The following is a 25,759-nucleotide window of genomic DNA, read 5'->3' on the forward strand; positions in this document are numbered from 1 at the left end:
GACCGAGGTAAGGAACGCATGCACCGCACCGACAACAGGCACGTCACCGGCGGAAGCCACGGCAGCGATCCCGACGGCGCCCACCCGGCCCGCTCCGTGGAGGCCCACCGCGACGCAGTTCGGGAGCTCCTGGCGGGACTCGGCAGCCCTGGCCGCACTGAACAGCTGCCACTCCTCGATGCGCTGGGCCGCGGCCTGGCCGAGGATGTCCTTGCCCCCATGAACCTGCCGCCTTTCGCAAACTCGCAGATGGACGGTTTTGCCGTCCACAGCCCGGATCTTCCCGACGGCGGGGCGGAGCTCACGGTTGTGGCCCCCATCCCAGCCGGTGCCACCGCGGCGGCGCTTGAACCGGGCACTGCCGCCCCCATCATGACCGGGGCCATGATCCCCCGGGCGCGGACGCCGTCGTACCCATTGAGAGGGCGGTGCCCGATTCCTTTCCGGAGCCCGGCACGGCTGCAGCGGTCCGGCTGCCGGCAACGGAGTCCGGAACCTACGTCCGCCACGCCGGCAGCGATATCCGGGCTGGGGAACTGGCGCTCGCCGCCGGAACCTTCCTGGGCCCGGGCCAGCTGGGACTGCTGGCGGCCCTGGGCATCACGGAAGTCACCGTACACCGGCGGGTGAAAGTACTCCTTGCCACCACGGGGGACGAAGTGGTGGAGCCCGGCCGGCCGCTGGAACCCGGCAAGATCTACGACGCCAACGGCACCCTCCTGGAAGCAGCCATGCGCCAGGCCGGGCTGGAAGTCCTGCGGACCGCGATTTCAACGGACAGTCCGGAGGAGCTGACAACCCTCCTTAGGGAGCACGCTCCGCACGCGGACCTGATCGTCACCACCGGTGGCGTCAGCAAGGGCGCCTACGAAGTGGTCCGGCAAGCTGCCGCCGGGCACGCTGTCGAGTTCCTGCACGTGACCATGCAGCCCGGCGGCCCGCAGGGAATCGGAAAGTTCGACGGCGTGCCGTTCGTCGGGTTTCCGGGGAACCCGGTCAGCTGCCTGGTCTCCTTCGAGCTTTTCCTCCGTCCCGTCCTCAGCGCCCTCCTCGGAGCGCCGGAACCGCGGCCGGCCGTCCGGGCCAGGCTGGCCGGCCCGCTGGAGTCGCCGGCAGGGAAGCACCAGCTCCGCCGCGGCACCCTCCTGCCGGACGGCACGGTCCGGGTGGAAGGCGGAGAGGGCTCCCATCTGATCCATGCACTGGCCCATTCCAACGCCCTGATCCACGTCCCGGTGGGGACTTCTGCGCTCGCCGCAGGCGCAGAAGTGGAAGTATGGACGCTGTGAACACTGAAGACAACGCTGCGGCCCTGACGCATCTGCGCCGGGACGGCACAGCACAGATGGTTGATGTTTCCGGCAAGGCAGAGACCACGCGCGAGGCCACGGCCACAGCCACCGTCCGCACCACTGCCGAAGTCCTGGCACTGCTGGGCTCCGGAGGGCTGCCCAAGGGCGATGCCCTGGCGGTGGCCAGGGTAGCCGGGATCATGGCGGCTAAAAAGACCCCCGACCTCATCCCGCTGTGCCATCCGCTGCCCATCTCCAAGGTCACCGTTGACTTCGAACTGGGCCACGACGCGGTCACGGTCCTCGCCACCGTCAAGACCCGCGGGGTCACCGGCGTGGAAATGGAGGCGCTCACGGCTGCGTCGGTGGCAGCCCTGAGCGTGTACGACATGATCAAGGCCGTGGACAAGCACGGAGTGCTGACTGACATCAGGGTCCTGGCGAAAAGCGGCGGCAAGAGCGGGGACTGGACAGCATGAGCAGCTTTGGACAGCAGGCCGAACCGCACCGCCACGGCGACGCCACCGGGCGGAAGGCCGGCGTCGTGATTGCCTCCAACCGGGCGGCGGCCGGCATCTACCGGGACGAAACCGGCCCGGTGATCATCGACTGGCTCACCGAGCACGGCTTCGAAACGTTCCCGGCCATGGTGGTGCCCGACGGTGAACCGGTGGGGGCCGCGCTGCGCGCCCTGCTGACGCAGCAGCCCGCGGTGATCATCACCAGCGGCGGAACCGGGCTCAGCCCCGATGACCTCACGCCGGAAATGACCGTTCCCCTGCTGGACCGCGAGATTCCAGGGATCATGGAGGGCATCAGGCAGGCCGGACTGGCCAAGACACCCATGGCCATGCTGAGCCGCGGACACGCAGGCGCCGCCGGCCGGACGTTTATTGTCAATCTTCCGGGATCACCCAAGGGCGTCATGGACGGCCTCAGCGTGCTGGACCCGGTCATCGGTCACCTTTGCGACCAATTGGAGGGCGATCATGGGCACTGAAAACAGTTTTGGAAATGGCCTTGAAACCGGCCCCGCAACCGGTGCGGCAACCGGCTTCGAGATTGTGAACGCGGTGCTGAGCGCGGAACCCATCTCCGTGGCGCAGGCAATTGCCGCGGTGGAATCGGACACGGCGGGCGCCGTGGTCAGCTTCAGCGGAGTGGTGCGGAACCACGACGGCGGGAAGCCCGTGGAGCGGCTCAGCTACAGTGCGCATCCCACGGCACACCAGGTAATGGCCGACGTCGTGGCACAGCTCGTCGCTGAACACGCCGGCGACGCCGTCGGGGCCGCTGTTGCTGTCCCTGTCGGTGCCGCCTCCGGCAGCGAGCCGGTTCGCATCTGGGCCGCACACCGGGTGGGCATGCTGGAAATCGGCGACCCCGCCCTGGTTTGCGCGGTGTCCGCGTCGCACCGCGGCCAGGCCTTCGAAGTGTGCTCGGAGCTCGTTGACCGGATCAAGGCGCATGTGCCCATCTGGAAGGAACAGTTCTTCAGCGACGGGACCGTCGAATGGGTAGGGGCCGACGGCTAGCTTCCCGCGCCGGAGCCCGGTATCCCGCGGACGGAGCCCGGGTAACCTGCAGGACCGGTTCATTCGGGCGGCGGCCCGACGGTAGGGTTAAGTGCATGACCGAACAACTTGCCGTCGCCGTCCTGGGCGCGAACGGGCGCATGGGCGCCGAGGCCGTGAAAGCCGTTGAAGCGGCCGCCGACATGAAGCTCGTAGCGGCCCTTGGGCGGGGCGATTCCCTGGATCAGCTGGTCGACGCCGGAGCCCAGGTTGTGGTGGACCTGACCGTCCCCGAAAGCACCGAAGCGAACGTCCGCTTCGCCGTCGAACATGGTATGCACGCCGTCGTCGGCACCACGGGCTGGGACGCGGGCCGGCTCGCTGGTCTTGAGGAACTGCTTGGCCGGAATCCCGGCGTAGGCGTCCTGATCGCACCCAACTTCGCGCTCGGCTCCGTGCTGGCCTCGGCGTTTGCAGCGAAGGCCTCCAAATACTTCGAATCCGTGGAGGTCATCGAACTGCACCACCCGGACAAGGTTGATGCACCGTCGGGCACGGCGGTCCGGACCGCGCAGCTGATCGCGGCCGAGCGCGCGGCCGCCGGGGTTGGCGCCAGTCCCGATGCCACCACCACAGGACTCGACGGCGCCCGCGGCTGCGACGTTGACGGCATCCGCGTCCACAGCGTCCGGCTCCGCGGCCTCGTGGCCCACCAGGAAGTCCTGCTCGGCGGCCCGGGGGAGCAGCTGACGCTGCGGCACGACTCTTTCGACCGTGCCTCGTTCATGCCCGGCGTGCTGCTGGGAGTCCGGAATGTCACGTCCAACCCCGGGCTGACCGTGGGCCTGGACGGCTACCTGGACCTCGGAGTCTGACGGCTATGGGCAATGTTCTAACGGGCCTGAAGAAGAACCGCACCAAAATCTGGGTCGGAGCGGTGACGCTGCTGCTGGTCTTCTATTTGGTGGTTTCCTTCCAGCGGTCGGTCCTGCTCCTCACGGACGCGAACCCGGTGGCAAAGGCCATTGGGGCCGCCTATCTGGTTCTCCCCATCATTGGAGCCTGGGCGCTTATCCGTGAACTGCTGTTCGGTGCCCGCACGGAGCAGATGGCCAAGGTCCTCGAAGCCGAAGGCGGGCTGCCGGTGGATAACCTGCAGCGCACTCCCGCCGGGAGGATCGTGCGGGAATCCGCCGACGCCGAATTTGAGAAGTACCGGACCGAGGCCGAGGCTGCGCCGGATGACTGGCGATCCTGGTTCAGGCTCAGTTGTGCATACGACGCCGCGGGCGACCGCAAACGGGCACGCGCGGCGATGCGCGATGCCCTGAAACTGTTCCGCGACAGCAACGCCGCTCCGGGCACCGGCCGCACGTCCCAGTAACCAGTGTTGCAGCGGGCGCCGTCCGAAAGCACCCGTGCCCGCTGTTCCTACTGCACTCCCGCCCGCCGGTGCCGGCCCGCTTCGCTGGCGGCGTGGGCCACCCACTCCAGCGGCCCGCGCCAGTTGAGCGCCGCAACCGAACCGCCAATGAGGACGGCGGTGAGGGCCTGGGCGGCGTACACGCCTTCCGCAGTCCAGCCGAGGGGCAGCGGCTGCAGGTACATGGCAGCCACCAGGCACACGTGGGCCGTGTACAGGCTGAGTGTCATGGCGCCGGCCCCGCGGAGCGGCAGCAGCAGGTCAAGATTGAGCCATTCGCCCAGCCGCCCCAGCAGCAGGCAGGCTCCCACCACGGCGGCTGCGAAGGCCGAGGTGTGGAGCAGGTCCAGTGACGTGCCCGAATGCGGTGCGCTGCCCGCCAGCCACCACAAGGACCCCGATTGTTCGACGCCGGCAAGGTTCACCTGCAGCAGGCTGTCCAGCGGGTAGCGGGGGTCAGCCAGCTGAGCCTGCAGGGCCTCCTTGCCGCCCCACTGGTCCATCGCCAGCTCGCCCAGCCATTTGGCGAACACGGCCACCACCGCCCCCCGGCCAGCAGCATGACCTGCACCGTCGTCTTCGTCAGCGCCAGCCGGCCGATCACCAGGCCGATCAGGAGATAGCTGAGCCACTGCAGGACAGGGTAGTAGCCGGTCAGGAAGACGTCCCCGAGCAGGCGGCCGGGCGTGGCAAGGTCGTCCCAGTTTGGATTGTGGCCCAGCTGCAGCGGCGGTGAGGGTGCCAGGAGCCACGGCCGCAGCAGGAACGCCAGGACCGGTGAACCGAGCACCCATCCGGCGGCCAGCGCGCAGAGCGGCCTAATGCTGAGGCCGATGAACGGCAGGACACATAAGAACAGCACCGCGTAGTGGACCAGGATCACCGCGACGTTGACTTCCAGCCCGCCGAGGAAGAGTCCGACGACGGCGATCACGAGGGCGCGGAGGGCGATCCCGCGGCGTGCGGCCCACAATTCCGGGCCTTCCGGCGGCCGCTGCTTTCCCGTGGACAGGGCCAGCCCGATGCCGGCCAGGACGGCAAACAGGGCCGCCGCCCGCCCGGAGAAGGTGAGGCCGATCCAGGTGGGCGTCAACTGCGCGTCGGCTTCGAATGTGGGAAGCAGGTGGGTGGCCATCATGCCGAGCAGGGCCAGCCCCCGGGCAGCGTCAATTCCGGTGAGTCTGGTCGTCTTGGTGGTGCCTTTGGCGGTCCTCGAGGGTGAATCAGTGCCACGGGAGGTCATAAGCCGATCGTCTCATATCCGGCCGACGCCCCTTGTATTCGAATATATGTTCGAATACTATCGGGTCATGAACAACGCACCAGATCGCGGAGCAACAGTGGCCGGCACAACGAAATCGGCGGCGGGCAGGGCGCAGCCGCGCAGCCCGGGATCCGACAGGCCGGCTCCGGCCGCGGCGACGGGGCTGCTGAAGGCAATGAGCCCCGGCGTGGTCGATTACCTCTTCCGGCAGCTGGTGACCGGAAACCCGGCCGAGGACGTCCAGTGGGGCAGCGAAGGAGTGGCACTCTCGGCACAGCCACCGGGAGCGGAACTGGCGCGCAGGCTATCCGAGTGCGACCTTGAGGCGCTCACCCCCGTAGAGCTGTTCCACTATGTCCGCGCAGCCCAGCGGCTCGCCTCATGGGCGGAGTCGCTCCGGGAGGACGCCGTGAGCCGGTCCTGCGGTACGCCTACGTCTGGAACGCACCCTGAGAAGTGACACCTGACGGTCCGAATTTGACGATCATCACGCCTTCGCCATTGTCCTAACAAGGCACGGACAGGGTAACGTTTTTCCTATGGCTGAAACTTCCGCGAATATCCCTGCTTTTGGCACCCTCCTGACCGCCATGGTCACGCCGTTCACTGAGGACGGCAAAGTGGACTACCAGCAGGCGGCGGAACTGGCCGTGAAGCTTGTCGACGACGGCTGCGACGGCCTGGTCGTCACTGGAACCACCGGCGAAACCTCCACCCTCGCCGACGAGGAGAACGTGGGGATGTTCCGTGCTGTGAAGGAAGCTGTCGGCGGCCGTGCCGCGATCATCGCCGGCACCGGAACCAACGACACCGCACACTCCGTGCATCTTTCCCGGCAGGCAGCCGACGTTGGCGTCGACGGCCTCTTGATCGTCACGCCGTACTACAACAAGCCCAGCCAGGCCGGCGTGCGCGCCCACTTTGAGGCCATTGCCTCCTCCACCGACGTTCCCGTGATGCTTTACGACATCCCCGGCCGTTCCTCGATCCAGATTGCTCCGGATACCATGATCCGGCTTGCGGAGCACCCGAACATCGTCGCGGTCAAGGACGCCAAGGCTGATTTCGCTGCCGCCACCCGCGTCATGGCAGAGACCGACCTGCTCTTCTACTCCGGCGACGACGGCCTGACCCTGCAGTGGATGGCGCTGGGCGCTGTCGGGCTCGTGGGCGTCACCACCCACGTTGCCACCCGCCGATTCCGCGAGCTGATCGACGCCATCAACGCGAACGACTTCGGCACCGCCCGGAAAATCAATTTTGAACTCGAACCTGTTATCCGGGCCACGATGACCCGCGTACAGGGGGCCGTTGCGGCCAAGCAGATTCTTAAGTGGCAGGGAGTCCTGCCCAACTCGGTTGTCCGTTTGCCCCTCGTGGAGCCGGACGAAGCCGAGATCGCAATCATCCGCGAGGATTTGGCGGAAGCAGGAATGGTCTTTTCCTAATCGGCAAAGACCCCACTGTTCCGCCCGGAAAGTAGTGCACTATGACCCAAACCGCCCTTCCCGGCCTTGTCACGCCACCGAAACTGCCCCAAGGGACCCTGCGGATCGTCCCGCTCGGCGGCCTGGGGGAGATCGGCCGCAACATGGCCGTCTTCGAAATCGACGGCAAGCTGCTTATCGTCGACTGCGGCGTCCTCTTCCCTGAAGAGACCCAGCCCGGCGTCGACCTGATCCTGCCCGATTTCTCCTACATTGAGAACCGGCTGGATGACATCGTGGCCGTCGTCCTGACCCACGGCCACGAGGACCACATCGGTGCCGTGCCGTACCTGCTGCGCCTGCGGGCCGACATTCCCCTGGTCGGGTCCCAGCTCACGCTTGCCCTCATCGAGGCCAAGCTGCAGGAACACCGGATCAAGCCCATCACGCTCACCGTGACGGAGGGTCAGGTGGAGCGCTTCGGTCCCTTCGAAACCGAGTTCGTTGCGGTCAACCACTCGATTCCCGATGCCCTGGCCGTTTTCATCCGCACCGCGGGCGGAACTGTGCTGCACACCGGCGACTTCAAGATGGACCAGCTCCCGCTGGATGGCCGCATCACTGACCTGCGCCACTTCGCCAAGCTGGGCGAAGAAGGCGTTGACCTGTTCATGTCGGATTCCACGAACGCCGATGTCCCGGGCTTCACCACCGCCGAGAAGGAAATCGGCCCCACCCTGGACCGGCTCTTCGGGCAGGCCAGCAAGCGGATCATCGTCGCGTCCTTCTCCTCGCACGTCCACCGCGTGCAGCAGGTCCTGGACGCCGCGGCCAACCACAACCGCAAGGTTGCCTTCGTGGGCCGCTCCATGGTCCGCAACATGGCCATCGCTGCAAAGCTCGGCTACCTTGACGTGCCCGACGGCATCGTGGTGGACATCAAGAACATCGACAACCTGCCGGACAACCGCGTGGTCCTTATGTCCACAGGTTCCCAGGGCGAGCCGATGGCGGCCCTGTCCCGGATGGCCAACGGCGACCACCGCGTTGTCGTGGGCAAGGGCGATACCGTCATCTTGGCCTCGAGCCTCATCCCGGGTAACGAGAACGCGGTTTTCCGCATCATCAACGGCCTGCTGAAGCTCGGCGCCGACGTCATCCACAAGGGCAACGCCAAGGTCCACGTGTCCGGCCACGCCGCCGCCGGGGAGCTGCTGTACTGCTACAACATCCTCGAACCGCTCAATGCCATGCCGGTGCACGGCGAGACCCGGCACCTGATCGCCAACGGCAAGATCGCCCTCGAGTCGGGTGTGCCGGACGAAAGCATCCTGCTGGCGGACAACGGCACCGTGATCGACCTCCGCGACCACCAGGCGGACGTCGTGGGCCAGGTTGAGGTTGGCTTTGTCTACGTGGACGGCTCCAGCGTTGGCGAGGTCACCGAAGCTGACCTGAAGGACCGCCAGACCCTCGGCGATGAAGGCTTCATCTCCATCATCACCGTGATCCACCGCGCCACCGGCAAGGTGGTCTCTGGGCCCGAGATCCACGCCCGCGGCGTCGCCGAAGACGATTCGGTGTTCGATGAGATCATCCCCAAGATCAACGCCGCGCTGGAAGAGGCCGTCCTCAACAACACGGAGCACACCACCCACCAGCTCCAGCAGGTTGTCCGGCGCGTTGTCGGCACATGGGTCAACCGCAAACTCCGCCGCAAGCCCATGATCATCCCGGTCGTGCTTGAGGCATAAGCGACTGGACATGTCTTGGCGGGGCCATCCCCGCAGGAAGGTGAGCCTTGGGGCCACCGTCCTGCGTGGAGGCCCTGCTGTTTTTAAGCCGGGCCCAAGCCGGGCGAAGCCCGCCCGGCAGCACGTCCTTCAGGCCCTCCCATCTGCAACATGCATCCCCGGCCGCCCCGCAAATCCGCGGTTTCTGGCCATTGATCCGGTACCGTGGCGAGTATGGCGACACGTACCTCCTCCGCGCCTAGGGGCAACTCAAGCGGCAAGTCAGGCAGCTCAGCGGGCAGGGGCCCCGCTGCGTCCAAATCCAGCCGGACCGGAGGCACGTCCGGCACGGCCCGCACGCGCCAGCTGGCCGCCGTCGAACCCCGGCAGCCGTGGCTTGTACGCGTAGCCGCAGGGGCCTGGCTGGGCATCGGCCACGTGGTGGGTGCCGGCGTTCGCCGGATCGGCTCTGACGTCAGCGACCTCGCCCCCGAGGACCGCCGGGACGGTGCTGCCCTGTTCAACCTGGCCCTCGGCGTCTTCGTCGCCACCTTCGCCTGGTGGGGCTTCAAGGGCTGGTTCCCCGACACTGTTTTTGCGATCGTCAACGGGACCTTCGGGTGGATGTCCCTGCTGCTGCCGCTCATGCTCTTCGTCTGCGCCTTCCGGCTGTTCCGCCAGCCCTCGGACGGGCGCGGGAACAACAGAATCGGCATCGGATTCCTCATCATGACCTTTGCCGGCTGCGGCCTGGCCCACGTCATTGGCGGCCAGCCCACGGTTGAAGACGGTTTTGACGGACTGCGCCAGGCCGGCGGGATGCTCGGCTTCCTGGCCGCATCGCCGCTCGCTGCACTGCACACCGCCGTGCCGGTGGCCGTTTACGCGCTGCTTGCCTTCACGTCCCTCCTGATTGTTACCGCCACTCCCTTCGGGGCGATTCCCCGGCGCATCAGGGACGCCTACGAGCACCTCATGGGCATCGACCTGCAGGAGCCCGGCGACGAACACGACCGCAGCTACCTCTACGAAAATGCAGCCGAGGCGGAGCCGAAAAAGAAGAGGCGCGGCCGCCTCTTTGGCAAGGACCAGGACACCGATCCCCGCCTCGAAGGCTATGTGGGAGACGAAGCCTTCGAGCACGCCGTCATCGACGACGACGAGGCGGCGGAAAACGCCAAGGGCGGCAAGGGCGCCCGGCCGGCGCCCGGCGTCCGGCGGCCCACGCAGGCCGAAATCGCCGTCGGGAAAATCAAGGCCGCCCAGGGTCTCGGCACCAAGGGACAGGACCTCCACGGGGATAACGCCACCGAGGCCATTCCGCTCGTCACCCCGGGCATGGTCGCCGCCGGATCCCTGAACGCCGCCGCCGGAACTGCAGCAGCAACCGCCGCCGCAGCCGCGGCTGCGCAGGTTCCCTCACGCCCCGTCGCCCCGGCACCGCTGCCCACGCCGATTCCGCAACGCACGGAGCAGCTTTCGCTTGCCGGCGACGTCACGTACACGCTGCCGCCGTCGGACGTCCTGGCACCCGGCTCCATCCCGAAGGAGCGCACCGAGGCCAACGACGCCATCGTGGCCTCCCTGACGGACACGCTGAACCAGTTCAACGTCGACGCGCAGGTCACCGGCTTCAGCCGCGGGCCCACCGTGACCCGCTACGAGATTGAGCTATCCGCGGGCACCAAGGTGGAACGCGTCACGGCGCTGTCCAAGAACATCTCCTACGCCGTTGCCTCGAGCGACGTCCGCATCCTGAGCCCGATTCCCGGCAAGTCCGCCATCGGCATCGAGATCCCCAACACGGACCGCGAGACGGTCTCCCTCGGCGATGTGCTTCGCAGTCAGAATGCCCGCCGGACCGACCACCCCATGGTGATGGGCGTCGGCAAGGACGTCGAGGGCGGCTACGTGGTGGCCAACCTGGCCAAGATGCCCCACCTGCTCGTGGCCGGTGCCACCGGCGCCGGTAAGTCCTCGTTCGTGAACTCCATGATCACGTCCATCCTGATGCGTGCCACCCCGGACGAGGTCCGCATGGTCATGGTGGACCCCAAGCGCGTGGAACTCACAGCGTACGAAGGTGTCCCGCACCTGATCACGCCCATCATCACCAACCCCAAGAAGGCAGCAGAGGCCCTGCAGTGGGTGGTCCGGGAAATGGACGCCCGCTACGACGACCTCGCCAACTACGGGTTCAAGCACATCGACGATTTCAACAAGGCTGTCCGGGCCGGCAAGGTCCATCCGCCCGTTGATTCGAAGCGGGTCATCCGCCCCTACCCGTACCTGCTGGTGATTGTCGACGAACTCGCCGACCTCATGATGGTGGCCCCGCGCGACGTCGAAGATTCCATTGTCCGCATCACCCAGCTCGCCCGCGCCGCCGGCATCCACCTGGTCCTGGCCACCCAGCGCCCCTCCGTTGACGTCGTCACCGGCCTGATCAAGGCCAACGTCCCGTCCCGGATGGCGTTCGCGACCTCCTCCGTGACCGACTCCCGCGTGGTCCTGGACCAGCCAGGAGCGGAAAAGCTCATCGGCCAGGGTGACGCGCTCTTCCTGCCCATGGGCGCCTCAAAGGCCATGCGCGTCCAGGGTGCCTGGGTCACCGAGTCCGAAATCCACAAGGTGGTCGAGCACGTCAAGGGGCAGCTCAAGGCTGTCTACCGTGACGACGTCGCCCCGGAGGCGCAAAAGAAGCAGATCGACGACGACATCGGGGACGACCTCGAAGTCCTGCTGCAGGCCACCGAACTGGTGGTCACCACCCAGTTCGGCTCGACATCCATGCTCCAGCGCAAGCTGCGCGTCGGCTTCGCCAAGGCGGGCCGGCTCATGGACCTGCTCGAGTCCAGGGGAGTGGTGGGGCCGTCGGAGGGGTCCAAGGCACGCGACGTGCTGGTGAAGCCGGATGACCTGGCTGCGGTTCTGGCAGCCATGAAGGGCCAGGATGCCCCCGCCGCGCCGGATTCGCAGACTGCGGCGCTGAGCGACAACGCCAACGCGAACATCGCCCAAGGCGGTTACGCCGAGGACCTGGTTGCCGCGGACCTGGAGAACCGGACACAGAAAGTTGAGTACTTCGACGGCGCCGACGGCGGCTCGGGGGATACGGCGACGACGAAGAGGGCTCCGAGGACGCCTGGTCGCTCACCGGACGGTAGCCTAGGAGGGTGACTAGCACTGAAGCCAACAGCTCAGGCTCCGCCTCCGGGATCTGGAACCTTCCGAACATCCTGACGATGCTGCGGATTGTTCTGGTGCCGTTCTTCGTCTGGTTCCTCCTCGCGGACGCCCCGGGGCTCACCAGCCAGAACGGGATCTGGCGCTGGGCTGCGGCACTGACGTTCGCCGTCGCGATCTACACCGACAAGCTCGACGGCGACATCGCCCGCAGCCGCGGGCTCATCACCGACTTCGGCAAGATTGCCGACCCCATCGCCGACAAACTGCTAACGGGCTCTGCCCTGGTGATGCTCTCCCTCCTCAGCGAACTGCCGTGGTGGATCACCATCCTGATCCTGGTCCGCGAATGGGGGATCACCGCACTCCGGTTCTTCGTCATCCGGTACGGCGTCATCGCGGCGTCGCGCGGCGGAAAACTGAAGACCGTTGTGCAGACCGTTGCGATCCTGCTGTATGTGGTCCCGCTCGCGTCGCTGGCACCGTGGCTTGGTGTGGTGGCCTTGCTGGTGATGCTCGCCGCCGTCGCCATCACCGTCTGGACCGGTGTCCAGTATGTTGTTGAAGCACTCAAGCTGCGGGCGAGCGGACGGCGTGCCGCCAGCCAGCGCGTTCAAGGAGAAATGCCGTGAGCAATCTGCACCGCACCGCCGAACAGGCCGTTACCGGAGCCATCGCCCGGGGAGTGACCGTCGCCACCGCCGAATCGCTGACGGCGGGCATGGTGACGGCCGTACTTGCCGACACGCCCGGCGCGTCGGACATGCTGCAGGGCGGCGTCGTTTCCTACCAGAATTCGGTCAAGGCCGACGTCCTGGACGTGCCCCGGGAGCTGTTGGACGCCGTCGGATCCGTCGAAGGCGCCGTTGCAGAAGCGATGGCAGCGGGAGCACGAAGGGTCTGCGGGGCCGACATCGGAGTGTCGACAACCGGCGTCGCCGGCCCGGAACCGCACGGCGGGAAAGCAGTAGGGACCGTGTTTGTTGGCATTGCCACAGCGGCGGGCACGACGTCGTTCGGTTACGTTTTCGAAGGGAACCGTGCCGACATCCGCGGGCAGGCTTGTGCGGCTGCCTTGGAACGGCTCCTTGAAGCACTATCTTCCGAGGCTTACCCGGCGTAAAGTTGCCGGGAACAAAATTTGATTCCTAATAGTTGTTACATTGTGTCGCTTCCGAACAATGGAGGCGCCTAGGATGAGTAAATAATTATGGTTCGCCTGATGACGGCGGACCTGACGTACGAGGGAGCAAGGCGATACAGATGGTAAAGCAGCCCGTATCCGTGAACGGCGTTGTCCGCTGGAAGGATGTGGGCCTCGCCGATCAGGCAAAGAGCGAACAGAAGGAGCGCAAGATGGTAGTACTTCGTCACGAAATCGGTGATGTTCTGCGCGACGTTCGCCAGCGTCAGGGCCGAACCCTCCGCGAAGTTTCACACAGTGCCCGGGTTTCCCTGGGATACCTCAGTGAAGTGGAGCGCGGCCAGAAGGAAGCCTCTTCGGAGCTGCTGTCTTCGATCTGCTCGGCCCTGGACGTTCCGCTGTCCAGCATGCTCCGCGAAGTCAGCGACCGCGTTGCTGTCGCTGAGGGCGTAGCTGTTCCGGACACCATTCCGCAGGAATTCTCGCAGCGTTACGGCCGCGATCTTGACCGCGAACTCAACACCGAACTTTCTGACGAACTGGCCAAGGGACTGCTCTCGGGCGCCCGCTGACCCGCATTCGTCAGGACTAAGTCGTTCCAGACTCACACGAAAGGCCTCCGGCGCAGCCGGGGGCCTTTCGTGTCGCCGGGACTTTTCACAGCCCCTGGGGCATTTCGTGATTCGGGTCCCGAAGCTATTTGGCTTCGTCCTTCGGGAAGCCGTCCCGTTCGTAGGTCGAGTTGAGCTTCGCCATATAGGCGGCCAGTGTCTGCAGCTCTTCCACCGGCCATTCGCCCAGCCGTTCACGAAAAACCTCGCGCCGGGCATCCTGTACCTGGTGCATCTTCTCCTCGCCTTTGGCCGTCAGCCGGATGGTCTGGGCACGGCCATCGAGGGGGTCGGCTTCCTTGGACACCAGGCCGATGCTCTCCAGGAAAGCGATCTGACGGCTGACCGAGGGCTTACCCACGCCGATGCAGGATGCCAGTTCCGTGAGCCTGATGGGCCCCTCGCGGCGGATAACAGTCAGGAGACCGTACGCGGCGGGCTCCATATCAGGGTGAACCTGCCGCGACAGCTGCTGGGAAATGGAACGGCCGCGGCGCCAGAACAGGCTGATCTGGTGCTCCACGGTCCGCAAGGCCGCGTCGACGCTGTTTTCGGTGGTTCCTGAAGCCTCGGGTTCCACGGCTGGGTTGCTCATGGCAACCATTCTATTGGCCACGGGCGTGAGAGACTTTATCGGTGAGAATCAGCGACTTTTGGCGGCTAATGGACGATGAGTTCGGAGCGGGGTACTCCCGCGTGCTCAGCAGCTCGCTGGTACTGGCAGGCGTCGGCAGCCGCACCGCGGACCAGGCGCTGGCAGCAGGAGTTCCGCCGCGGCAGGTCTGGCTGGCGATGTGCGATGTGCAGGACGTTCCGGCCGAACGCCGGCTTGGCAGGGACGTTAAACCCTCCCGGAACTGATCCGAGGCGCTCTGACACGCCGGGCCCCGCCTGACACGCCGGGCGGTTGTTCGAATATCTGTTCGGGTAGGGCTATGCTTTTTTCAGACCGTTTTCCACATACGCAATGTCATCCGGCAAGAATGTCGGTGGGTGCCGTTAGCGTCGGTGATGACAGATATAGGGCCGCTCAGGCCACTCCACAGCGAGAAAATTAGAGGTGTGAACCATGGCGGCAGCCCCGGATCGTCAGAAGGCGCTCGACGCAGCGCTTGCACAGATTGACAAGCAGTTCGGCAAAGGCTCCGTCATGCGGCTGGGCGACGAAGTGCGGGCCCCCATTGAAGTGATTCCCACCGGCTCCATCGCCCTGGACGTCGCGCTGGGAATTGGCGGCCTGCCGCGCGGCCGTGTCGTGGAAATCTACGGACCGGAATCGTCGGGTAAGACCACCGTCGCGCTTCACGCTGTGGCGAATGCCCAGCGCCTGGGTGGAATCGCTGCGTTCATCGACGCCGAGCACGCCCTGGATCCGGAATACGCCGCCAAGCTGGGTGTCGATACGGACGCCCTCCTGGTGTCACAGCCGGACACCGGCGAGCAGGCCCTGGAAATCATGGACATGCTGATCGGCTCGGGGTCCCTCGATGTCATCGTCATCGACTCCGTCGCCGCACTGGTGCCCCGTGCGGAAATCGAAGGCGACATGGGCGACAGCCACGTAGGTCTGCAGGCCCGCCTCATGAGTCAGGCGCTCCGAAAGATCACCGGACGCCTGAGCCAGACCAAGACCACCGCCATCTTCATCAACCAGCTGCGCGAAAAGATCGGTGTGTTCTTCGGATCCCCCGAAACCACTACCGGTGGTAAAGCCCTGAAGTTCTACGCGTCCATCCGCATCGATGTCCGCCGGATCCAGACCCTCAAAGAGGGCGCCGATTCCGTGGGCAACCGCACCAAGGCGAAGATCGTCAAGAACAAGATGGCCCCGCCCTTCAAGATCGCCGAATTCGACATCATTTATGGCCAGGGCATCTCCCGTGAGGGCGGCATCATCGACATGGGCGTGGAGCATGGCCTGATCAAGAAGTCCGGTTCCTGGTTCACCTACGACGGTGACCAGCTGGGCCAGGGCATGGAGAACTCGCGGCGCTTCCTGCGCGACAACCCGGAGCTGGCCGCGGAACTGGAGCGCCTCATCAAGGAGAAGCTCGGCGTCGGCGTCAAGCCCGCCGAGGCTGAAAAGGAAGCGTCACCGAAGCTCAAGGCCGTTGACGGCTTCTAGGGGAAACCGGCTAAGCGGGCCAGGTTTCCCCTCCCGGAAATCTGGCCCGGCTGCGTTCGGCCAGGCAGGCCAGGATACGGGCTTCACTGACGGGGCCCAGGCTTCCCTGCACCCGCAGGCCGAACAGGACACTGAACCGGATCCGGCCTCCGTGGCCCGGGCTATCGTGCTTCGGCAGCTCACCAGCTCGCCCAAGAGCAGGCTGCAGTTGGCCCGCAAGCTCGCCGAACGCAATGTTCCGGAGGACGTGGCTGAAGCCGTGCTGGACAGGTTCGAGGAAGTCCGGCTCGTGGACGATGCCGAGTTCGCAGACATGTGGGTTCGGAGCAGGTCCCAGACCCGGAAGCTCGCCAAAGGCGCGTTGCGGCGGGAGCTTGCGGACAAGGGAATCGACGCCGACATTGCGGCACAGGCCTTGGAACAGCTCAGCGACGAAGCGGAGGAGTCTGCCGCCCGTGAACTGGTCCAACGCAAGCTCAAAGGCACAGCAGACCTCACGGACCGCTCCGAGCGGGACAAAGTCACGCGCCGGCTCGCGTCCATGCTGGCCCGCAAGGGATACCAGCCGTCGCAGGCCTTCCGCATCGTAGGGGAAGTCCTCGATGCCGCTACCGGTGAACGTGCGGCAACGGAATTCCTGTGCCGGTACCCTTAACACGTGAGTTTGACCATTCCCTCCCCAGCATCCGGCACCAGCACTTCGTCCAGCACCGAAACGGTGGCTGCTTCTGTGCCTGCGGCCGACGAGCACCGCACCTACCAGGTGCGGACCTTCGGCTGCCAGATGAACGTACACGATTCCGAGCGCATGGCCGGGATGCTGGAAGACGCCGGGTACGTCCCGGCGACCGGTGAGCACGCCGACGTGGTGGTGTTCAACACGTGCGCCGTCCGGGAGAACGCCGACAACAAGCTGTACGGCAACCTCGGGATGCTGGCGCCGGTCAAGGCAGCCAACCCCGGCATGCAGATCGCGGTGGGGGGTTGCCTGGCGCAGAAGGACCGCGAAACCATCCTGAAAAAGGCGCCCTGGGTGGATGCCGTCTTCGGCACGCACAACGTCGGGGCTTTGCCTGCGCTCCTGGACCGTGCCCGGCACAACAATGAAGCACAACTTGAAATCCTGGAGTCCTTGGACGTCTTCCCGTCCACCCTCCCCACCAAGCGTGACTCTGTTTACTCAGGCTGGGTATCAATCTCCGTGGGTTGCAACAACACCTGCACGTTCTGCATCGTTCCCGCCCTGCGCGGCAAGGAGAAGGACCGCCGCCCTGGCGACATCCTCGCCGAAATCCAGGCACTCGTCGATGACGGCGCCATCGAAGTCACACTGCTCGGCCAGAACGTGAACTCCTACGGCGTGGAATTCGGCGACCGGCAGGCCTTCTCCAAACTGCTGCGGGCCTGCGGCGAAATCGAAGGGCTTGAGCGGGTCCGGTTCACCAGCCCGCACCCCGCAGCGTTCACTGACGACGTTATCGACGCCATGGCCGAAACCCCGAACGTGATGCCGCAGCTCCACATGCCGCTGCAGTCAGGCTCTGACAAAGTGCTCAAGGACATGAAGCGTTCCTACCGCTCCACCAAGTTCCTGGGCATCCTGGACAAGGTCCGGGAACGCATTCCGCACGCGGCCATCTCCACGGACATCATCGTGGGCTTCCCTGGCGAAACCGAAGAGGACTTCCAGGCCACACTTGACGTCGTCGAGAAGTCCCGGTTCGCCACGGCCTTCACCTTCCAGTACTCCAAGCGCCCTGGCACGCCGGCCGCGGACCTGCCGGACCAGCTCCCCAAGGCCGTGGTCCAGGAACGCTTTGAGCGCCTGACTGCGCTGCAGGACCGGATCGCGGCTGAGGAGAACGCCCGCCAGCTCGGCCGGCGTGTGGAAGTCCTGGTCACGGCGCAGGCGGGCCGCAAAGCGGAGGAAACACACCGGCTGTCGGGCCGGTCGCAAGACCAGCGGCTGGTGCATTTCTCCGTCCCCCAGGGCGCGGAAACGCCACGGCCCGGCGACCTCGTGACGGTCACCATCACCGAAGCAGCCGCCTTCCACCTGGTCGCGGATCCGGCGTCGGCGGCGGACTACGTCCTGCGCCGTTCGCGTGCCGGCGACGCCTGGGACAGGTCCCAGGCAGACTCCTGCGGAGCCCCGGTGCCCGGCGCAGGCGCCGGTAGGAGCGCCGGTAAGAGCGGCGTGTCTCTCGGCATGCCGGCGCTCCCCGTCCGCCGCAGCTAGTCCGTGCGCAACCCCCAGCAGACCGCACCGGAAACGCCACTTCCGGTCACCGGCGGAAGCGACGTCCAGCAGCCCTCGGTCGTGGCGGTGGTGGGGCCCACCGGGTCCGGCAAATCAGACCTGGCCGTGGCCCTGGCGCTGCAATTGGACGGCGAAGTAGTCAATGCGGACGCCATGCAGTTCTACCGCGGCATGGATATCGGCACGGCCAAGATCACCCCGGCGGAGCGCAGGGGAGTCCCGCACCATTTGCTGGACACCCTCGACGTGACCGAAGAAGCCAGTGTCTCCGATTTCCAGCGGGAGGCGCGAGCTGCAATTGCTGATATCCACGGCCGCGGCAAACGCGCCATCCTCGTCGGCGGGTCCGGACTGTACGTCCGGGCCGCCTTGGACGTTCTGGAGTTTCCCGGCACGGATCCGGACATCCGGCGCCGTCTGGAAGCGCAGCTCGCCGACGCCGGGCTGGCCCCGTTGCGCACCCGCCTGGAGGCCGCGGACCCGGTCTCAGCCGCACGCCTGGGCGACGCCCGCCGGGTTGTCCGCGCACTGGAGGTCTTCGAACTGACGGGCCGCCCGTTCAGTTCCTTCATGCCTGCCAGGGAGTACTTCCAGCCGGCAGTGCAGATCGGGCTCGAGGTGGACCGGCAGCTTCTCAAGGACAGGCTCGCCCGCCGCGTTCATGGCATGGTGGCCAACGGTCTCCAGGACGAAGTGCAGCGGCTCGACGCCGCCGGTTTGCGCGAGGGCAAAACCGCCGCCCGGGCGCTGGGCTATTCACAGTTCCTGAAGGTCCTCGACGGCGAATGGGATGCGGACCAGGCCACGGAGGACACCATCGTGGCGACGAGAAAATTCGCCCGCCGGCAGCTCACCTGGTTCAGGGCGGATCCCCGCATCACGTGGCTGGACTGGCAGGACCCGGACCTCGTGGCCAAATCCGTGGGACTCTGCCGGTGATCACCGGCTCCGTCGCCGCAGCCGTTCGCGGCAGCCGGTTTTCCGGCCCGTCCTGCCGTGACTGTAACCTTGAACCATGGACGAAACCCTTGCACCCGCCTCAGACCGCGCACTCCAGAGTCTGAGCGGCCTGGCGTTCTCCAAGGGCCACGGTACCGGCAACGATTTTGTGCTTGTCGCCGACCCCGCAGGCACGTGGCCCATTACCCCCGAACAGGTCGCGGAACTTTGCGACCGCCACCGGGGCATCGGCGGTGACGGCCTGATCCGGGCCGTGCCGTCGCGCTACCTCCCCGAAGGCCGCGAGCTCCAGGCCGTGCATCCCGACGCCGAGTGGTTCATGGACTACCGCAACGGTGACGGCTCCCTATCCGAAATGTGCGGGAATGGCGTGCGCGTCTTCGTCCACTTCCTGGTCGCCGAGGGACTGGTCCGGCTCGGTGCCGGCGAGTCGCTGGTCATCTGCACCCGCGGCGGCGTCAAGACCGTGGTGCGCACAGAAAACGGCTACGCCGTGGACATGGGCCCGTGGGAATTCATCTTCCCCGGCGAAGCCACCGCGCGGGCCATGGACTCACTCGTGACCGCTGACGGCCTGGAGGTGCCCCGACCGGCGCTGTCCGTTAGCATGGGGAACCCGCACACTGTGGTGGCCCTGGCGGAGCTCAGCGAACTTGAGGCCACGCAGCTTTTCAAGGCGCCCGACGTCGACCCAAAGCCCGCCAACGGCACCAACGTCGAGTTCGTCGTCCCGTCCGAGCCGCTGGTCCACGACGGCGTCGGCACGGTCACCATGCGCGTCCACGAACGCGGTGTAGGGGAGACCCAGTCCTGCGGCACCGGAGCCTGCGCCGCCGCGGTGGCTATCCGCCACTGGGCCGGCCAGGGCGCCCCGACGCCTGGGACGTCAAGGTGCCCGGCGGCGTCGTCGGCGTTAAATTCTTTGCCGGGCCCGAGGGCCACGAACACGTGGAACTCAGCGGCCCTGCCGTGATCGTGGCTAGCGGGAAGCTTTCCTGACCCGAAGGATCCTGAACGACTTGGATGTGCTTTCCCGGGTAACGGTGAAGCTCTTGTCCAGTTCGCCCGCCAGCCAGCGCTGCAATGAATCGGAACCCAGGTTCTTCTGGACCACCAGCCAGGCCGAGCCGCCCGGCGCAAGGCGAGGCAGCCACAGCAGCAGCAGGGAGTGAAGCTCGTCCTTGCCAATCCGGATCGGGGGATTGGACCAGATCGTGTCGAACCGGAGCCCGGGATCAACGCCGTCGGGCAGGCTGGCGGTGACGTTGCTCAGCCCCAGCAGGCCGGCGTTCTCATTCGTCAGCGCCACACAACGCTCATTCACGTCCACGGCGTAAACCTGGGCGTGGGGAGCACGGAGCGCCATCGTCAGGGCGATCGGTCCCCATCCGCAGCCGATGTCCAGCAGGTTGCCCTGCGGCGAAGGGGCCGGAACGTCGGCCAGCAGCACGGCAGTTCCCTTGTCAATGCCGTCCGGGCTGAAGATGCCGCTGGAGGTCTGCAGCCGTCGGGTTTCACCGGCAAGCTCCACGGTTAGCGGTTTGCGGGTGAACGGCCCGGCTGGCTGGGCGCTGAAATAGTGTGCAGACTCCATAACTCGCCAGATTAGTTGTCCCGCGCGCGGATGGGAAACGCGGGGAACGGGGCGGGGAAACCGATCTGCTAATCTTTAATCCATGTTCTTGATCTTTGAGTAGCCGGCCCGGGCCTTTGCCCGTCCCGCAGCGACGCAGGTATTCACCTTCCGCTCCGTGCGCCACCCCGCCGTTATTGCCTGGCCGGGTGCTCCGCCCGAACTACTTGGAGTCCAGCAGTGCTGACCATCTGAACCGTCCCAACGCCTGGATCCTGCTCATTGACGGGCAGCATCCACTCGCTGACAGTGCCCATCCATAGGATGCGGTCAATGAGCCTACCGGTGTCACCGACGTCACCATTCCACGAAGAGATGCCTGCCCTGCAGTCCGTCACTTGCGTTCAACGCCCGTACCGGCGCCAGCGGGGCCTCCGCCAGCGCCGGCATCCCAGGAGCCCGAATGACCAATAGTCGTCAGCCCAGCGCGAATACCGCGCCGCAGTCAAGCAATCAGCATTATTCTGAAGATGTCGAATCTTCAAAGGAGAACATGACCAACCAGCCCAACACCGGATCAGATTCAGCCTCCCAGGACATGAGCCCTGAGGAAATCCAGGCTGTCATCGACCGGATTCTGTCCAAGGATGTCCCGGCCCACGTTGCCAAATCCGCTCCGGAAGATCCCCGGGGCGTCCTCGGATCGGCCCAGGCGATTTCCCGCCAGGACAGCGAACACAGCATCTTCGACGGCGACCAGCAGGACTTGGAAGAACGCCGTGCCCTGCGTCGCACCGCCGGGCTCTCCACGGAGCTTGAGGACGTCACCGAGGTTGAATACCGGCAGTTGCGCCTCGAACGCGTTGTCCTCGCCGGTCTCTGGACCGAAGGCACCCTTGCCGACGCCGAGAACTCGCTTCGCGAACTCGCCGCACTCGCGGAGACAGCCGGTTCGGAAGTGCTGGACGGCATGGTCCAGCGCCGCGCGAAGCCTGACCCGGGCACCTTCCTCGGTTCCGGCAAGGCACAGGAGCTCAAGGACATCGTGATGTCCACCGGCGCTGACACCGTGGTGGTTGACGCCGAGCTGGCACCGTCCCAGCGGCGCGGACTCGAAGACATCGTGAAGGTCAAGGTTATTGACCGGACCGCCCTGATCCTCGACATTTTCGCGCAGCACGCCAAGAGCCGCGAAGGCAAGGCGCAAGTAGAGCTCGCGCAGCTCGAGTACCTGCTCCCGCGCCTGCGCGGCTGGGGCGAATCCATGTCCCGCCAGGCCGGTGGCCAGGTGGGCGGCGCGGGTGCCGGCATGGGCTCCCGTGGCCCCGGTGAAACCAAGATCGAGCTGGACAGGCGCAGGATCCGCACCCGGATGGCCAAACTGCGGCGTGAAATTGCCGCAATGAAGCCCGCGCGCGAAACGAAGCGGGCCAACCGCCGTCGTAATTCCGTGCCTTCGGTTGCCATCGCCGGTTATACCAACGCCGGAAAGTCCTCGCTCCTGAACCGGCTGACCGACGCCGGAGTCCTCGTGGAGAACGCCCTGTTCGCGACGCTGGACCCCACAGTCCGCAAGGCGGAAACCGCCGACGGCCTGGGATACACCCTCGCCGACACCGTGGGGTTTGTCCGCTCGCTTCCGACCCAGCTGGTGGAAGCCTTCCGCTCCACCCTGGAGGAAGTGGCCGACGCGGACCTGATCCTGCACGTGGTGGACGTCTCGCATCCTGATCCGGAAGGACAGATCGCCGCGGTCCGTTCCGTGTTCAGCGAAGTGGACGCGCGCAAGGTTCCGGAAATCATCGTGCTGAACAAGGCCGACGCCGCGGATCCCTTTGTGGTGGAACGCCTCAAGCAGCGCGAACCCCGCCATGTTGTGGTGTCTGCCCGCACCGGGCAGGGCATCGCCGAACTCCTGAAGGCGATCAGCGAATCCATTCCCCGGCCCAGCGTCAAGATGGAACTGCTGATTCCGTACAACCGCGGGGACCTGATCAGCAAACTCCATGAGGCGGATGCCGAAATCCTCCGCCTCGAGCATGAGGAAGAGGGCACGCGTGCCCTCGTCATGGTGCGCGAGGGGCTCGCCTCTGAACTGGAATCCTTCATCAGCAATGTCTGATCCAGGGGCTGGTGAGACCAGCGGCTCGGCCGGCGAGCAGTTTGTCATCGAACTGCTCGACCGCGCGGTTTCCGGCATGGGCGGACAGAGCCGCAGCGGCCAGCACGAAATGGCCCGGCAGGTGGCGCGCGCTATCGACAGCGGCGACCACCTGCTGGTCCAGGCCGGAACCGGCACCGGAAAGTCCCTCGCGTACCTGATTCCGCTGATCGCCCATTCCCTGGTCAGCGACAAACCCACCCTCGTGTCAACGGCCACCCTGGCCCTGCAGACGCAGATCGTGGGCAGGGACCTTCCCCGGCTGCTGGAGACAATCACTCCGGCGCTGGACCGTCCCGTCAAGGTCGCCCTGGTCAAGGGCAGGTCCAACTACGTCTGCCGCCACAAGCTCGAGGGCGGCTTTCCTTCGGAGGAGCCCTCCGAAGGCCAGCTCTTTTCCCTCGGCGAGGACACCAGCGTCCCGCACTTCGCCGCAGCCATGGGCGGCCCGGCATCCCAGCTGGGCAAGGAAGTGGTGCGGCTCCGCGAATGGGCCGAGAAGACGGCCAGCGGGGACCGGGACGAACTTATGCCCGGCGTGACGGACCGCGCCTGGCGGCAGGTCTCGGTCACCTCCATGGAATGCCTGGGGGCGCAGAAATGCCCCATGGCCGCGGAGTGCTTTAGCGAGCTTGCCCGGCAGGACGCCGCCGATGCCGATGTTGTGGTCACCAACCACGCTATGCTCGCCGTCAGCGCCTTCGAAGGCCTGGCAGTCCTGCCGGAGTACGACGTCGTGGTGGTTGACGAGGCCCATGAGCTGCAGGACAGGGTGACGGGAGCAGTTTCCGGCCAGCTGTCCGTGGCCATGGTCCACGCCGCCGCTTCGGGCGCACGCAAACATACCGGCATCACGGTTGATGCACTAAGCAACGCCGCGGCGAACCTCGAACTGGCCATCGCCGGTGCCCCCAGCGGGCTGTTGCCCAACGGCCTGAACGACGAGCAGCTCGACTGCGTGGACCAGCTGCGCGAAGCCTGCCGCGCGGCCCTGTCGGATTCAAAGGGGGACAGCTCAGGAACGGCCGACGGCGGGCGGCAGCTCGCGCGGTCACGCCTCATGGTCATCCTGGAGCTGTGTGAACGCCTGATCGCGGCCCGCGACAACCGGGAAGTGGTGTGGTTTTCGCGGGCCAGCACCTTTGATCCGCAGCAGGGCTACTCGCAGCCGGACGACGGCGCGCCGGCACTGATCAACATCGCCCCGCTGAGTGTCGCCGGAAAACTCCGCGACGGGCTGTTCGCGGGCCACACCGTGGTCCTCACCTCGGCAACCCTAGCGATTGGTTCGGCTTTTGAGCCGGCAGCGGGAGGGCTGGGGCTCGTGGGACCCGGCGCGCCCAGCTGGACCGGCATCGACGTCGGATCCCCGTTCGACTACCCCAAACAAGGGATCCTCTACGTTGCCAGCCATCTGCCCAAACCGGGCCGCGGAACATCCCCGGAGGCGCTCGACGAACTCGAGAAGCTGATCCGGGCATCCGGGGGCGGGGCACTCTGCCTCTTTTCCTCCCGGCGGGCCGCGGAGGAAGCCGCAGAAGCCATGCGGCCGCGCCTGGATCTCAGTATTCTCTGCCAGGGCGAATCGACCATGACGGCCCTGGTTCGCCAGTTCGCCGACGAACCGGACACCTGCCTTTTCGGCACCATGTCGCTCTGGCAGGGTGTCGACGTGCCCGGCGGCTCGTGCCGGCTGGTGGTCATCGACCGGATCCCGTTCCCCCGGCCGGATGATCCCCTCATGACTGCCCGTTCCCGGGCGGTGGCCCAGGCGGGCGGCAACGGCTTCATGTCGGTGTCGGCCACGCATGCGGCGATCCGGCTTGCCCAGGGGGCGGGGCGCCTGATCCGCTCTACGGGGGACAAGGGCGTTGTGGCTGTACTTGACTCCCGGCTGTCCACGGAACGCTACGGGGGCTTCCTGCGGGCCGCCCTGCCGCCTTTCTGGCCCACCACGGACCCGGCGATCGCGGTTGCGGCGCTGGCGCGGCTGGCCAAGGCGCCGGCGGCAGCCGCGGCCGCCGGCTGAACCCTTCCCGCGCCTCGCGCCGGCTGAACCCTTCCCGCGCCTCGCGCCGGCTGCGGTACTGCCGTCCGTGCCTGGCGTGAGCCGGGCGGGTAGGGAGGCGTGAGGCCGGTTAGAGCGAGCGGAGCACCGACACGACCTTGCCCATGATGTTGGCGTGATCGCCCAGAATGGGCTCGTACTGGGTGTTCTGCGGAAGCAGCCAGGTGTGGCCGTCACGCTGGCGGAACGTCTTGACGGTCGCTTCATCATCAAGCAGGGCGGCCACGATGTCGCCGTTGACGGCATCGCTTTGCCGGCGGACCACCACCCAGTCGCCGTCGCAGATGGCGGCATCGATCATGGAATCTCCGGTCACCTTCAGCATGAAGAGCTCGCCGTGGCCAACGAGCTGCCGGGGGAGGGGCATGACGTCCTCCACCATCTGATCGGCCAAGATGGGGCCGCCTGCAGCGATCCGGCCCACCAGCGGGACCATCGCGGTATCCGTCGCTGTGGCCAGTTCGGAAATTGTGAGTCCGCCCACGGTGCGCAGCCGGGCCGGCTTCTCGACGCCGGAGATCTTGGCGGACCCCTCATCCAGGGTCAGCGGCATGAGCACTTCCATGGCACGGGGACGTTTGGGGTCGCGGCGAAGGTAGCCGAGCTTCTCAAGCTGCGAGAGCTGATGCGTGACGCTGGAGAGGCTGGCCAGGCCCACGGTGTCGCCGATTTCGCGCATCGACGGCGGATAGCCGTTGTCATTGACCGAGCGCTGGATGGTTTCCAGAATCTTCTTCTGCCGCACCGTGAGGCCCTTGGGCTTCGCTGGTGATTGCTGGCTCCGCTGCGTAGCCCTGCCGCCGGTGGCTTGTGCTGCCATGTTCGCCAACGCCTTTCGTTCCACCCGGCCTCCGTGGCTGCAGCTGCCGGGAACTTCCGGCCTGAAAATGTCAGACCCTGCTGATCAACTGCAGAAGTGGTTGATCTGTAGCTCAAACGTAGGCCAGCCACACACCTTTTTCAAACATTTGTTCTAGTGAGTCTCGACAATGTTCGTTAATAAGTGCTAGAACAGAAC

At 66.1% G+C, this 25,759-nt stretch carries 21 protein-coding genes and 4 pseudogenes; 21 read left to right on the plus strand and 4 right to left on the minus strand.

What is annotated here, in order from left to right:
- Positions 1-18: 18 nt before the first annotated feature.
- The 6 genes and pseudogenes from glp to FCN77_RS08200 all read left to right on the plus strand — a co-directional run bounded on the left by glp (position 19) and on the right by FCN77_RS08200 (position 4,190).
- A pseudogene (gene glp, locus FCN77_RS08175) lies at positions 19-1,289 on the plus strand (gephyrin-like molybdotransferase Glp).
- Entirely contained in the window at positions 1,277-1,771 is a 495-nt protein-coding gene (moaC, locus tag FCN77_RS08180) for a cyclic pyranopterin monophosphate synthase MoaC (RefSeq protein WP_137321870.1), read from the plus strand. Before glp ends, moaC begins: the two are co-directional and overlap by 13 nt.
- Positions 1,768-2,292, plus strand: a complete 525-nt coding sequence (locus FCN77_RS08185) for a MogA/MoaB family molybdenum cofactor biosynthesis protein (protein ID WP_137321871.1) — start codon at positions 1,768-1,770, stop codon at positions 2,290-2,292. Before moaC ends, FCN77_RS08185 begins: the two co-directional genes overlap by 4 nt.
- A complete protein-coding gene (locus FCN77_RS08190) occupies positions 2,282-2,827 on the plus strand; it encodes a molybdenum cofactor biosynthesis protein MoaE (protein WP_254678903.1) in 546 nt (181 codons plus the stop codon). Before FCN77_RS08185 ends, FCN77_RS08190 begins: the two co-directional genes overlap by 11 nt.
- Before the next feature lie 95 nt (positions 2,828-2,922).
- A complete protein-coding gene (dapB, locus tag FCN77_RS08195) occupies positions 2,923-3,681 on the plus strand; it encodes a 4-hydroxy-tetrahydrodipicolinate reductase (protein ID WP_137321872.1) in 759 nt (252 codons plus the stop codon).
- A 5-nt stretch (positions 3,682-3,686) separates the two neighbouring features.
- Positions 3,687-4,190 (plus strand): hypothetical protein, encoded by a 504-nt coding sequence (locus FCN77_RS08200; protein WP_137321873.1) that lies wholly within the window; start codon positions 3,687-3,689, stop codon positions 4,188-4,190.
- Between the two features lie 47 nt (positions 4,191-4,237).
- Here the strand turns inward: FCN77_RS08200 and FCN77_RS08205 are convergent.
- Positions 4,238-5,472: pseudogene (locus FCN77_RS08205) on the minus strand (heparan-alpha-glucosaminide N-acetyltransferase domain-containing protein).
- Positions 5,473-5,539: 67 nt separating this feature from the next.
- On the opposite strand from FCN77_RS08205, the gene FCN77_RS08210 reads away from it, so the two are divergent.
- The 7 genes and pseudogenes from FCN77_RS08210 (at position 5,540) to FCN77_RS08240 (ending at position 13,555) form a co-directional block, all read left to right on the plus strand.
- The gene (locus FCN77_RS08210; protein WP_254678904.1) at positions 5,540-5,953 is read left to right on the plus strand and encodes a hypothetical protein; all 414 of its coding nucleotides are present in this window, start codon (positions 5,540-5,542) and stop codon (positions 5,951-5,953) included.
- Between the two features lie 79 nt (positions 5,954-6,032).
- Complete coding sequence (dapA, locus tag FCN77_RS08215) at positions 6,033-6,941, plus strand: 4-hydroxy-tetrahydrodipicolinate synthase (protein WP_137321874.1); 909 nt, start codon at positions 6,033-6,035, stop codon at positions 6,939-6,941.
- Between the two features lie 41 nt (positions 6,942-6,982).
- On the plus strand, positions 6,983-8,674 hold the full coding sequence (locus FCN77_RS08220; RefSeq protein ID WP_137321875.1) for a ribonuclease J: 1,692 nt from the start codon (positions 6,983-6,985) through the stop codon (positions 8,672-8,674).
- A 213-nt stretch (positions 8,675-8,887) separates the two neighbouring features.
- Positions 8,888-11,820 (plus strand): annotated as a pseudogene (locus FCN77_RS08225) (DNA translocase FtsK 4TM domain-containing protein).
- Between the two features lie 9 nt (positions 11,821-11,829).
- Positions 11,830-12,471: a CDP-diacylglycerol--glycerol-3-phosphate 3-phosphatidyltransferase gene (gene pgsA / locus FCN77_RS08230; protein WP_137321876.1), complete on the plus strand. Its 642-nt coding sequence runs from the start codon at positions 11,830-11,832 to the stop codon at positions 12,469-12,471.
- Positions 12,468-12,962, plus strand: a complete 495-nt coding sequence (locus FCN77_RS08235) for a CinA family protein (RefSeq protein ID WP_137321877.1) — start codon at positions 12,468-12,470, stop codon at positions 12,960-12,962. The genes pgsA and FCN77_RS08235 overlap by 4 nt, the downstream gene beginning before the upstream one ends.
- Before the next feature lie 140 nt (positions 12,963-13,102).
- Complete coding sequence (locus FCN77_RS08240; RefSeq protein WP_137321878.1) at positions 13,103-13,555, plus strand: helix-turn-helix domain-containing protein; 453 nt, start codon at positions 13,103-13,105, stop codon at positions 13,553-13,555.
- A 124-nt stretch (positions 13,556-13,679) separates the two neighbouring features.
- Here the strand turns inward: FCN77_RS08240 and FCN77_RS08245 are convergent, their stop codons facing one another.
- The gene (locus tag FCN77_RS08245) at positions 13,680-14,189 is read right to left on the minus strand and encodes a MarR family winged helix-turn-helix transcriptional regulator (protein WP_137321879.1); all 510 of its coding nucleotides are present in this window, start codon (positions 14,187-14,189) and stop codon (positions 13,680-13,682) included.
- 68 nt (positions 14,190-14,257) lie between these two features.
- Here FCN77_RS08245 and FCN77_RS08250 point away from each other — a divergent pair, with 68 nt between their 5' ends.
- From FCN77_RS08250 to dapF, 6 genes and pseudogenes are all read left to right on the plus strand, one after another.
- On the plus strand, positions 14,258-14,455 hold the full coding sequence (locus FCN77_RS08250) for a DUF3046 domain-containing protein (RefSeq protein ID WP_254678905.1): 198 nt from the start codon (positions 14,258-14,260) through the stop codon (positions 14,453-14,455).
- A 208-nt stretch (positions 14,456-14,663) separates the two neighbouring features.
- Entirely contained in the window at positions 14,664-15,719 is a 1,056-nt protein-coding gene (gene recA, locus FCN77_RS08255; RefSeq protein ID WP_055798340.1) for a recombinase RecA, read from the plus strand.
- A 151-nt stretch (positions 15,720-15,870) separates the two neighbouring features.
- Entirely contained in the window at positions 15,871-16,374 is a 504-nt protein-coding gene (locus FCN77_RS08260; protein ID WP_137321881.1) for a regulatory protein RecX, read from the plus strand.
- Between the two features lie 3 nt (positions 16,375-16,377).
- The gene (gene miaB / locus FCN77_RS08265; protein WP_175417187.1) at positions 16,378-17,958 is read left to right on the plus strand and encodes a tRNA (N6-isopentenyl adenosine(37)-C2)-methylthiotransferase MiaB; all 1,581 of its coding nucleotides are present in this window, start codon (positions 16,378-16,380) and stop codon (positions 17,956-17,958) included.
- Between the two features lie 81 nt (positions 17,959-18,039).
- Complete coding sequence (gene miaA, locus FCN77_RS08270; RefSeq protein WP_254679004.1) at positions 18,040-18,918, plus strand: tRNA (adenosine(37)-N6)-dimethylallyltransferase MiaA; 879 nt, start codon at positions 18,040-18,042, stop codon at positions 18,916-18,918.
- Positions 18,919-18,994: 76 nt separating this feature from the next.
- Positions 18,995-19,938: pseudogene (gene dapF, locus FCN77_RS08275) on the plus strand (diaminopimelate epimerase).
- Here dapF and FCN77_RS08280 read toward each other — a convergent pair.
- Positions 19,919-20,533, minus strand: a complete 615-nt coding sequence (locus FCN77_RS08280) for a class I SAM-dependent methyltransferase (protein ID WP_137321883.1) — start codon at positions 20,531-20,533, stop codon at positions 19,919-19,921. The pseudogene dapF and the gene FCN77_RS08280 sit on opposite strands and share 20 nt — an antisense overlap.
- 532 nt (positions 20,534-21,065) lie before the next feature.
- Here FCN77_RS08280 and hflX point away from each other — a divergent pair.
- Together hflX and FCN77_RS08290 are read left to right on the plus strand one after the other, a co-directional pair.
- Positions 21,066-22,634: a GTPase HflX gene (hflX, locus tag FCN77_RS08285; protein WP_137321884.1), complete on the plus strand. Its 1,569-nt coding sequence runs from the start codon at positions 21,066-21,068 to the stop codon at positions 22,632-22,634.
- Positions 22,627-24,702, plus strand: a complete 2,076-nt coding sequence (locus FCN77_RS08290; RefSeq protein ID WP_137321885.1) for an ATP-dependent DNA helicase — start codon at positions 22,627-22,629, stop codon at positions 24,700-24,702. The genes hflX and FCN77_RS08290 overlap by 8 nt, the downstream gene beginning before the upstream one ends.
- A gap of 109 nt (positions 24,703-24,811) precedes the next feature.
- On the opposite strand, the gene lexA is transcribed toward FCN77_RS08290, so the two are convergent.
- The gene (lexA, locus tag FCN77_RS08295) at positions 24,812-25,561 is read right to left on the minus strand and encodes a transcriptional repressor LexA (RefSeq protein WP_137321886.1); all 750 of its coding nucleotides are present in this window, start codon (positions 25,559-25,561) and stop codon (positions 24,812-24,814) included.
- Positions 25,562-25,759: the final 198 nt, after the last annotated feature.

Source organism: Arthrobacter sp. 24S4-2 (assembly GCF_005280255.1).
In the GTDB taxonomy this organism is placed as follows: domain Bacteria; phylum Actinomycetota; class Actinomycetes; order Actinomycetales; family Micrococcaceae; genus Arthrobacter.